8 protein-coding genes and 1 tRNA gene are annotated in these 10,454 nt (G+C 73.9%); 8 read left to right on the forward strand and 1 reads right to left on the reverse strand.

Going from position 1 to position 10,454, the window contains the following annotated elements; all coding sequences use genetic code 11:
- The first annotated feature begins 32 nt into the window (after positions 1 to 32).
- The 7 genes from ACZ6B8_RS03220 to ACZ6B8_RS03250 all read left to right on the forward strand — a co-directional run bounded on the left by ACZ6B8_RS03220 (position 33) and on the right by ACZ6B8_RS03250 (position 6,492).
- The gene (locus ACZ6B8_RS03220; protein WP_471606121.1) at positions 33 to 1,046 is read left to right on the forward strand and encodes a phosphatase PAP2 family protein; all 1,014 of its coding nucleotides are present in this window, start codon (positions 33 to 35) and stop codon (positions 1,044 to 1,046) included.
- On the forward strand, positions 940 to 2,133 hold the full coding sequence (locus tag ACZ6B8_RS03225; protein WP_471606452.1) for a hypothetical protein: 1,194 nt from the start codon (positions 940 to 942) through the stop codon (positions 2,131 to 2,133). Before ACZ6B8_RS03220 ends, ACZ6B8_RS03225 begins: the two co-directional genes overlap by 107 nt.
- A gap of 106 nt (positions 2,134 to 2,239) precedes the next feature.
- Positions 2,240 to 3,844 (forward strand): hypothetical protein, encoded by a 1,605-nt coding sequence (locus ACZ6B8_RS03230; protein WP_471606122.1) that lies wholly within the window; start codon positions 2,240 to 2,242, stop codon positions 3,842 to 3,844.
- Positions 3,844 to 5,205, forward strand: coding sequence for an AAA domain-containing protein (locus ACZ6B8_RS03235; protein WP_471606123.1), 1,362 nt, complete (start codon positions 3,844 to 3,846; stop codon positions 5,203 to 5,205). Before ACZ6B8_RS03230 ends, ACZ6B8_RS03235 begins: the two co-directional genes overlap by 1 nt.
- 97 nt (positions 5,206 to 5,302) lie before the next feature.
- Positions 5,303 to 5,653, forward strand: a complete 351-nt coding sequence (locus ACZ6B8_RS03240) for a hypothetical protein (RefSeq protein WP_471089130.1) — start codon at positions 5,303 to 5,305, stop codon at positions 5,651 to 5,653.
- A gap of 139 nt (positions 5,654 to 5,792) precedes the next feature.
- On the forward strand, positions 5,793 to 6,428 hold the full coding sequence (locus tag ACZ6B8_RS03245) for a bifunctional DNA primase/polymerase (protein ID WP_471606124.1): 636 nt from the start codon (positions 5,793 to 5,795) through the stop codon (positions 6,426 to 6,428).
- A tRNA-Lys gene (locus tag ACZ6B8_RS03250) sits at positions 6,419 to 6,492 on the forward strand. Before ACZ6B8_RS03245 ends, ACZ6B8_RS03250 begins: the two co-directional genes overlap by 10 nt.
- A 108-nt stretch (positions 6,493 to 6,600) precedes the next feature.
- Here the strand turns inward: ACZ6B8_RS03250 and ACZ6B8_RS03255 are convergent.
- Positions 6,601 to 7,881 carry a M6 family metalloprotease domain-containing protein gene (locus tag ACZ6B8_RS03255; RefSeq protein WP_471089126.1) on the reverse strand — a complete coding sequence of 427 codons (1,281 nt, stop codon included), beginning with the start codon at positions 7,879 to 7,881 and terminating at the stop codon, positions 6,601 to 6,603.
- 326 nt (positions 7,882 to 8,207) lie between these two features.
- Between ACZ6B8_RS03255 and ACZ6B8_RS03260 the strand changes: the two genes are divergently transcribed.
- A complete protein-coding gene (locus tag ACZ6B8_RS03260; RefSeq protein WP_471606125.1) occupies positions 8,208 to 10,043 on the forward strand; it encodes a putative bifunctional diguanylate cyclase/phosphodiesterase in 1,836 nt (611 codons plus the stop codon).
- The last annotated feature ends 411 nt before the right edge of the window (positions 10,044 to 10,454 follow it).

Genomic DNA, 10,454 nt, shown 5'->3' on the forward strand with positions numbered 1-10,454 from the left:
CGCATGAACAGAGACGATGGGGGACCGACCGGATGCCGAAGACCGACGTGCCGGGCACCGCGGGCATAACCGGACACCGGCTCCGCTGGTGGACCGAGCTGCCGCTGATCGTCCTGGTGTACGCCGCGTACTCGGCCGGCCGGCTGATCGTCCGCGGTGACGTCGCCGAGGCGGTCGACCACGGCGTGGGGATCCTCAAGGCCGAGCAGTTCCTGCGGCTCGACGCGGAGAGCCCGCTGAACCGGCTCTTCACCGCCAACGCCTGGATCGGCGTCCCCGCTGACTTCTGGTACGCCTCGCTGCACTACCTCGTCACGCCGGCCGTGCTGGTCTGGCTGTTCCGCAGCCACGCGGTCCGCTACCGCGCCGCACGCGCGTGGCTGATGATCTCCACGATGATCGGCCTGATCGGCTTCACGCTGCTTCCGACCTGCCCGCCCCGGCTGCTGAGCAAGGGCCACGGCTTCGTCGACACCATGGCGCAGTACAGCGACTTCGGCTGGTGGGGCGGCGAGGCGAGCGCGCCGCGCGGTCTCGGCGGGATGACGAACCAGTACGCGGCCATGCCCAGCCTGCACGTCGGGTGGGCGCTGTGGTGCGGTGTGATGCTGTGGCGCTGCGGGCGCTCGCCGCTGACCAAGGCGGCCGCCGTCGCCTACCCGCTCATCACGACGCTCGTGGTGATGGGCACCGCCAACCACTACTTCTTCGACGCGCTCGCGGGCTGCGCCGTGATGGGCGTCGGACTGCTCCTGGTGCGGCCCGTGCAGCGGCTCGCGGAGCCGGTGATGGACCGGCTGCGGGAGCGTTTCCTGCCCTCCTCCGCGGCCTCGCCCGCCACAGAGTCCTCATTTGTCGGTGCCGGGTGCCAGACTTCGACGGGTGAGCGAATTCCCCGACAGCGCAAGCAGAGTGCCGCCGCCCCCGGCGCCGAGCCGGGTGCCCGGCCTGCCGACGCAGGCCGCCCCGCCGGAGCGGGGGACGACGAACCGGACTGGGGCATCCCCCGCCCCGGCGAGGTCGAGAGCCTGGGGAAGGCTCACTGAGCTGCGCGGCGCCGACCTGCCCGCGCGGCCGCTGGACGCCCGCGCCCTTGCCGCCCTCGCCGCCAACCCCGGGTGCCGGCGGCGCGCGCTGCTCGACGGCGCGGGGGTGGACAAGACGGCGCTCGCGCAGTCCCTCGGTGCCGCCTCCGGCTTCGGCCAGTCCCAGTTCGCGTTCGTCCGGGGCAACGCCTTCGAGGCGCGGGTCAAGGCCGACGGCGGCGCGGAGCTGCTGCGCCTGACCCACGGCAGCCTCGGCGGGCCCGAGCCGGTGGCGGGCGACGCCGCCGTCCCCGACCTGTCGGCGGCCGGCCCCGAGGGCCGCGCCGCGCGCACCGCCCTCGCCCTGCGCGACGCCACCGCCTCCGGCGGCTGGACCCTGCTCGACCACCCGATGCTGGTCCTGGACGTCGCGGGCACGCCCGCCTTCCTGGAGCCGGACGCGGTCGTGGTCCAGCCGGACGGCACCTGGACGGTCGTCGAGATCAAGTCCTTCCCGATGATCGACGGCTCGGCGGACGCGGCGAAGGTGGGCGCGGCGGCGCGCCAGGCGGCGGTGTATGTGCTGGCCCTGGAGGCGGTGGCCGCGCGCCTTGACCCGGCTCCGAGCGTCCGGCACCAGGTGCTCCTGGTCTGCCCCAAGGACTTCTCGAACCTTCCGACGGCGTCCGCGATCGACGTCCGCAAACAGCTCTCGGTGACCCGCAGGCAGCTGGACCGGCTCACCCGGGTCGAGGACATCGCGGCCGAGCTCCCGGAAGGCACCACCTTCGACGTGCGGCGCTCCACCGCCGAGCTGACCGCGGCGGTCGAGTCGGTCCCGGCGACGTACGCCCCCGAGTGCCTGGCCACCTGCGAGCTGGCCTTCCACTGCCGGGAGCGGGCCCGCGAGCGCGGTGACGTGACGTCGCTCGGCCGGTCGATCCGGGGTGAGCTGGGCGGCCTGACGCGTGTGGACGACGTCCTCGCGGCGGCCGCGGGGACGTCGGGCGACCCGGCGGATCCGACGGTGGCGGCGTTGCGGAGGGCGGCGTCGCTGCGGTCCGAGGCGGTTTCTGGCCGGGGCGCCTTGGGGGGATCCTCTTGCTGAGCCGCGACTCGTTCGGGTGGGGGTTCCGTTCGTCGTCGGCTGACTGTCCTGCCGCTTCGCGGCGGATTTTCCCCACTCGCCCGTCCTATTTTCCGGAAGGGGTTCCGTGTCTCTGATCGACAGTCTTGCTCGGCTCGAAGCCGTTTCCACCGGGCGGGCCCAGGCGCGGGCGACCGTACGGCACCGGCACATCGCGCAGCGGCCCCTCGTCCTCGTGCCGCTCACCACCGCCGGTGAGACGGGGGCGCCGCTGGGCGCCCTCGTCGGGACCGAGCGGACCTCGCCGCGGCTGCTCACCGTCCCGCAGCCGCGCGACCGCGACCTGCGCTTCGCCTTCCTCGCGGAGCTCGCCGAGGTCGTCCTGCCGTACGTGGACTCCTTCGCGCAGGACGTCGAGGCCGCCGAGCGCAACGAGACCGACCCGGAGACCGGCAAGCGCGTCAAGGTCGAGGTCGAACTCTGCGCGGACGCCCCGCAGATCATCGTGCCCAGCCGCGCCGGCATCGAGTTCGTCCGGCTCCTCGGCCGCTCCATGCGCTTTCGCCGCACCGCCGAACAGGGCCCCGACGCGCCCTACCCCGCCCCGGCCCGCGTCCCCCTCCTCGGCCGCTGGCTGACGCACTTCGGCGAGCGCGCCCGGGTGCCCGGCTCGTCGCTGCTCGCCGCCATGACCGAGCTGCTCTCCCGGCACTGGGCCACCGGCCAGTCCAGCCTGGAGGACCAGCACCTCGGCGCCCTGCTCGCCTGGATCGAGGCGCCCGCGGGCACGTCCGGCGCCGAGGCGGCCCTGCGCGCCGAACTCGCCCGCGACCGGGACGGCCAGCTGCTGTGCCCGCCCGCGGGCCCGGCCACCGACCCGGCGTTCGACAACGACCTGCTGGCCCCGGCCATGGAGCGCTACGACCGCGCGCGGACCGCGCTGGCCGCCGCCGAGGACGGCGTCGAGGCGGACGGGCGTCTCGCGCTGCTGACCGCCGCCGAGCGGGAGATCCACGCCCTGGTCGAAAGCAGGACCCGCCCCACCTGGGACGCCGTCTGGCGCGGCCTCGACGCCCTGTGCACGCTCCCCGAGGCGCCGCGCGCCGCCGAGCGGTGGACCCGCGACCGCTGGTCGTTCACCGGCCACCGCGACCGCGTGACGGCCGGCGAACCGCCGCAGCCCCGCGTGGACGACGCGGTCACCGCGGCCAACAAGCTCGCCACCCGCGAGCGCGAACAGGCCCGCCTCGACGCCCAGGAGGCCCTCGACGACCCCCTGGTGATGGCGGGCCGCCGGCTCGCGGGCGAGGCCTTCGCCGGAGAGGTGACGGAGGTCGTGATGGCGTACAACGACGCCAAGAGCCCCCGGCCGCGCCCCCTGGTCACCGTCCGCACCGACGACCGGCCGCACCTCGGCGAGCGCACCAAGGTGTACCGCTCCCTCCAGGGCAAGCCGCAGACCGCGGAGTTCGTGGCGTACGAGGGCGAGGCGGGCGGCGGGACGGTCGTCCTGCGCATCGTCGACAAGATGGGCCGCGGCAAGGAGCCCGAGTCCGGGTCGGTGCCCGCCAAGGGCGACCGGATCTGCTGGACCCTGTTCGAGCACGAGCAGCGCGGCGGCCCCAAGCTGCCCGACCCCGAGGCCACCCCGTGGACGCACGGCGGGCCGCCCGCCGACTCCGCGGACACCGCGGAGCGCCCCGACCCCGTGACCGCGGAGGACACCCTGTGATGCAGCTCGCCCCGCCCGCGGGCGCCTCCTTCGACCCCGGCGCCGAGGCCGCGCGCGCCACCGAGGCGATCCTCCACGACACGCTGCACGGCACCCACCGCGGCGTCGTCGTCGACTCGCCGCCCGGCGCGGGAAAGTCGACGCTGGTGGTCCGCGCGGCCCTCGAACTGGCCGCGGCGGGCCGCCCGTTGATGATCATCGCGCAGACGAACGCGCAGGTGGACGACCTGGTCCTGCGCCTCGCCGAGAAGGACCCGGAACTGCCGGTCGGCCGTCTGCACAGCAGCGACCCCGATCCGTACGACAAGGCCCTCGACGACCTGGAACACGTGCGCAAGTCCACGAAGCCGGGCGACCTGGCCGGTCTCGACGTGGTCATCTCGACGGCCGCGAAGTGGGCGCACGTGAAGGTGGAGCAGCTCGACGCGCCCTGGGGCCACGCCATCGTCGACGAGGCGTACCAGATGCGCTCGGACGCGCTGCTCGCCGTGGCGGGGCTCTTCGAACGGGCGCTGTTCGTGGGCGATCCGGGGCAGCTGGACCCGTTCTCGATCGTCGGCGCGGACCAGTGGGCGGGGCTTTCGTACGACCCGTCGGCGTCCGCGGTGACGACGCTGCTCGCCCACAACCCCGAGCTGCCGCAGCACCGGCTGCCGGTCTCCTGGCGGCTGCCCGCCTCGGCGGCGCCGCTCGTCTCCGACGCGTTCTACCCGTACACGCCGTTCCGCAGCGGTACGGGCCACGGGGACCGGGCGCTGCGCTTCGCGGTGGCGTCGGACGGTTCGGGCCCGGACCGGGTGATCGACGAGGCGGCCGAGTCGGGCTGGGGTCTGCTCGAACTGCCCGCGCGCAACACGCCGCGCACGGATCCCGAGGCGGTCCGCGCGCTGGCCCAGGTCGTCCGCCGTCTGCTGGACCGGGGTGGCGCCGCCACCTCCGAGCGCGGCCCCGACCCCACCCCGCTCACCGCAGACCGCATCGCGGTCGGCACCGCCCACCGCGACCAGGCGGCGGCGGTCCGCGCGGCCCTCGCCGACCTCGGCGTCATGGACGTCACGGTGGACACCGCCAACCGGCTCCAGGGCCGTGAGTACGACGTGACGGTCGTCCTGCACCCGCTCTCCGGCCGGCCGGACGCGACCGCCTTCCACCTGGAGACGGGCCGGCTCTGCGTGCTGACGTCCCGGCACCGGCACGCGTGCATCGTCGTCTGCCGCGCGGGGGTCGGCGCCCTGCTGGACGACCACCCGTCGACGGAACCGGTGCAGCTGGGCGTCACGGTGAAGTTCCCGGACGGCTGGGAGGCGAACCACGCGGTGCTCGCACGGCTGTCGGAGCACCGGGTGCGCTGGCCCCGGTAGGCCCTGCCGGTAAGCCCCGCCCCCTTGTGCCGCAAGGGAGAATGGGAGTCGGCCGGACACCGGAACGGACGGCCGCACCGTACGAGGAGGAACCACCATGGCGGAGCCCGAGCGGCCCCGGAGCGAACAGCGCATGCGACCCGCGCCCCTGCTCTTCGAGCCGGCCGAGGCCACTGCGGACCCCGAGCACTTCTTCGACCTGGAGTCGATGGAGGACCCGCGCGAGCTGCTGGACCGCGCGACCGAGCTGACCCACGCGTTCCGCGCGGCGACGGACCGGTCCATCGAGTTCCAGGCCATCGCGGCCGCCCAGCTCGCCGACCCCCGCCGGTTCGACCGGCTGACGCTCGCGGTGATCGCGGAGCGCGCGGAGTGGACCGAGGACTACGCGAAGAAGATGGTCGAGTTCGGCCGGGACCTGCTGCGGGGCGGCGCCGAGCGCCAGTAGGCCGTGGGCCGCAGGTCGTCTGCGGAGGCCCTGCGCTGGCATATGCCAGGGGGGCAAGGTACCCCACACCACTCCCTGCTGTCCCGGTTTTCGGCAACTCTCGGAGATGACCTCTTCACCCTCGGTACATGTTGCTGTCATGAGCAGTCTCTCCCTCCACACCTCCGTGACCTCCTCCCTCGCCGGGCCCGCCCACGACGCCTGCGCCGTCACCTCCGAAGGGGCCGCCTGGCTCGCCTCGGCGGAGACGTATCCGCGCAGCGCCCTCGCCCTGTGGCGCAGCGAGCCCACCGCCCCCGCCGTGCTCCCCTGCGGCACCGCCTTCGACGTGGTGAGCGTCCCCGCGGTGTTCGGGCGGCGGATGCTGGACCGGTTATGGACCGAGGGGCCCGGCTCCGGGCCGGTCGCCGCCCACCGCGGCCGCGTCCTGCTCTTCACCGCCCCCGGCACCGCCCAGCGGCTGCCCTCCCTCCTGGAGTGGGAGGAGTGGGGCCGCGCCGTCCCCTCCGTGCTCTGCCACGGCACCGGCGACGCGGTCACCGTGCCGCCGCTCGCGGACGGCGCCGGCGCCCCGGGCGAGGCCTGCGGCGACCGCCTCGGATCGCGCTGGCTGGTGGCCCCCGACACCCGTCACCCCTGGCTCCCGGGGCCCGAGATCATCCTCTGGGCCTGCGTCCGGGCGGCACGGGCCGCGGCCTCCTCCGCCGTGCGCATATCGATTTTTCCTGGCGGCGATCAGGATGCTAAGGTCTACGACGTCAGCAGGCGCCGCTAGCTCAGTTGGTTAGAGCAGCTGACTCTTAATCAGCGGGTCCGGGGTTCGAGTCCCTGGCGGCGCACAGACGGTGAGAAGCCCCTCGCGAGAGCGAGGGGCTTCTTGCGTGCCGCCTCCGTACGAGGCGCGTCCGGTGGGCGGGGCACAGGGGTGCGGAGCGTGCGTGGGCGTCTCAGCCCGTCGTGACGTTCACCGTCCAGGCACCGGACGCCGTCCGCCCCGCCACCTCGACGCGGATCTCCTCGCCCGGCACCGTGAAGCTCTCGCCCTCGCGCACCGGGGCGTCGGCCAGCTGCGGGTAGACCGACTCGCCCCAGCAGGACTCGGAGTCCGGATGGGCGTCGACGACCTCGACCGGACCGCCGCCGGACGCCGCCTCGTTGCGCACCCGGTACAGGAGCACCCCCGCCGTACAGGAGGCCTGGTCGTTGCCGAGGGGGCCGCGGGCCTCCAGGGCGAGCGCCGAGCCCCGGCCGGTGCGGATCACGGCGAGCCGGGTGCCGCCCAGCGCGCCGGGCGGCTGCGGCGCCGCCAGCGGGTCCAGGGTGAGCCGCTCCGTCCCCGCCCGCAGACACCGCACCTGGCGCCGTTCCAGCCAGCCCAGCTTCCACTTGTGCCAGCCGAACAGGTCGGGGGCGAGGCCGAACTGGCTGCCCATGACGTCCCAGTCGCCGACGTGGGTGTCCCAGTCGCCCTTGCCGTCGGTGGGGCGGTGGTACAGATCGGGCAGGTCGAAGACGTGGCCCGTCTCGTGGGCCAGGACGTTGCGGTCCGGGGGGTGGCGCTCGAAGACGGTGACGATGCGCCGGATGTCCGTGCCGTCGGCGCGCAGGGGGTGGTCGAGGTTCACCACCTTCGTGGCGTCCGAGTCGACGCCGGGCGCGTCCGGGTCGGCGACGAAGTACACGAGGTCGTACCGCGAGAAGTCCACGTGCGGGTCGGCGGCCGCCATCGCGTCGCGCAGATAGGCGGCGCGGCGCTGGGCGTTCCAGTCGCGCCGTATGGCGTACGAGAGGGAGCCGTGCGGCATCTCGACCCACTCCCGCCGCGGGTGCGGGGCCAGCCTGAACTTGCCGTACGAGGCCCGCTCGAAGAACTGGCTGGTGGCCGGGAAGTAGTCGGCGGTCAGCTCGTCGGGGGTGGTGAGCGGCGGCGAGTCGGGGAAGGAGAGGAACACCATGACCGCGTTCAGCGTCCGCACGGGGCGCGGGTAGGAGGTGTTCCAGGTGTCCAGGCCCTCCGAGTGGTGTGCGGTGGTGCGGCGCAGGGCACACGGCCCGCCGGGCGACTCGGCGATCGCGGGGCCCGCGACCAGAGAGGTGGCGGCCAGGGCGGTCAGGGAGGTGAGCAGGGCGGCGGTGCTGCGCAGACGGGAGTTCCCCCCTCCACGGGTGAGTCCCCAAGGGGGGAGCTGACGCGGCACGTCGACCTCCGGGTGCGGAATGCGGGACATCCCACCCACCTTGTGGTGATTTTTTGACGCTCGCCCTGTTTGTCTGGCCCTTCCGAGTGACGGAGCGGCGAGAGGGCGACACCCCGACCGCTCACGGAACGTCACAAGCGATCGGGTCGCATCGGAACCAGTTCAGGGCCGAGCAGAAACGATCTGCCGACGGCGGTGGGCCCCGCCCTCCCCGGCGGTACGGCTGGAACAGCCCTCTGGCCAGCCTCTATGATCGGCACACTTTCCAGCGCGGGCCCGGTCCCCACACCACCGCCCGCCGAGACCGCCGGCCGACGAGACCTGTTCGAGAACAACCTGCACTGCGGGAGCAAGCGGTGAACGGAACGTCCCAAGGGCCCACCCCCACGACGGTCACAGCACCCGGCCCGGCCCGAGCCGACCTCACGGAGCGTCGCCATACGGAGCGGTCCGACTACCGCGGCGCCTTCGCGGCCGCCCCGTTGCCCCTCGCCGTCATCGACGACGAGGGCCTGGTGCTCAGCGCCAACGACGCGCTCGCCGCCCTCTTCGGCGCGGCCCCCGGCTCGCTCACCGGCAGCGTCGCCGCCGATCTGATCGACCTCTCCTCCGACGCCCGCACCTGGCACGCCTACCGCGAGGTGCTCCGGGGCCGGCAGGCCAGGCTGCGCTGCACCCGGCGCCTGAAGCACCCCGACGGGCACTCGCTCTGGGTGCAGATCACCGTCTCGCCGATGCCGGCGCCCGCGGGGCGGGGCGAGGCCGGGACGGGGCGGGGCGGGAGCGGGACGGTGCTGCTCGCCGCCGCCGACATCAGTGCGCGGCGCGAACTGCAGGCCCGGCTGCGCCATGTGCGGATGCACGACCCGGTGACCCGGCTGCCCAACCGCAACCTCTTCTTCGAGCGGCTCGCCGCCGCGCTGGAGGCGGGCACGTACGACGACACCAGCACCGGGCGGATCGGGCTCTGCTACCTCGACCTCGACGGGTTCAAGGCGGTCAACGACACGCTCGGCCACCGGGTCGGCGACCGGCTGCTCGCCGCCGTCGCGGACCGGCTCACCCGCTGCGCGGACCGGGCCGGTTACGGCAGGACGGGGGCGCCGCTGGTCGCGCGGCTCGGCGGCGACGAGTTCGCGCTGCTCGTCGAGGACTCGACCGGCACGGACCAGCTCACGGATCTCGCCGAGACGACGCTGACGGCGCTGCAGGAGCCGTTCGACCTGTCCGGGCAGCGGCTCTCCGTCTCCGCGTCCATCGGCGTCGTCGAACGGCGCGCGGCCGGCACCACCACGACGGGGCTCATGCAGGCCGCCGACACCACGCTGTACTGGGCGAAGACGGACGGCAAGGCCCGCTGGACGCTGTTCGACCCGGAGCGCAACGCGCACCGCATGACCCGTCAGGCACTGGCCAGTTCACTGCGACCCGCCGTCGAACGCGATGAGTTCGTGCTGGAGTACCAGCCGCTGGTGGGGCTCGACGACGAGGGGCTGCACGGCGTCGAGGCGCTGGTGCGGTGGCAGCATCCGCAGTTCGGCCTGCTGACGCCGAATCGGTTCATCGGACTGGCCGAGGAGGACGGCTCGATCGTGCAGCTCGGCCGGTGGGTGCTGCGCAGTGCCTGCCGGCAGGCGGTGCGGTGGCAGTTGGAGCACCCGGAGCGCGAACCGGTGTTCGTCAGCGTCAATGTGGCGGTGCGTCAGGTGTGGGACTCGGATCTGGTCGCGGACGTCGCGGAGATCCTCGCCGAGACGGGGCTGCCGGCGCGGCTGCTGCAACTGGAGCTCACCGAGTCCGCGGTCATGGGGTCGGCGGGGCGCCCGTTGCAGGCGTTGCAGGCGCTGAGCGACATGGGGGTGCGGATCGCCATCGACGACTTCGGCACGGGGTACTCGAACCTGGCGTACCTGAGCCGGCTTCCGGTCTCCGTCCTGAAGCTGGACGGGTCGTTCGTCCGGGGCTTCCAGTACGAGGAGGGCGAGACGCACACGAACCCCGCCGACGAGGTGATCGTCGAGGCGATGGTGCAGCTCGCGCACCGGCTGGGGCTCACGGTGACGGCCGAGTGCGTGGAGACTGCGTCTCAGGCCGAGCGGTTGCGGAGGATCGGGTGCGATACGGGGCAGGGGTGGCTGTACTCGCGCCCCGTCGCGCCGGATCGTATCTCCGCGCTCCTCAGCTCCCGCTAGGGGTGACGGTACGGGGCGTCTGCCGGGTGCCGCATGCTCGCGGCTGCGGGCCCGCGCTGGTTGCTCGCGCAGTTCCCCGCGCCCCTTACGGGGCGCACCCAGCACCTCATCAGCACCGGTCAGCCCCGGCAGGGACGCGAGGAACTGCGCGACCAGCCACGACCGGGCCGCACCCGGCACCCAAGCAGCACCCCGCAGACGTGACTGCCGACCACGGTCCACCCGCGGCCGCCGGTCCACCTGGGCCGCTCGCGCAGTTCCCCGCGCCCCTTACGGGGCCCACCCAGCACCTCATCGGCGCCGGTCAGCCCCGACAGGGACGCGAGGAACTGCGCGACCAGCCACGACCGGGCCGCACCCGGCACCCAAGCAGCACCCCGCAGACGTGACTGCCGACCACGGTCCACCCGC

The organism is Streptomyces sp. NPDC041122, from assembly GCF_055592445.1.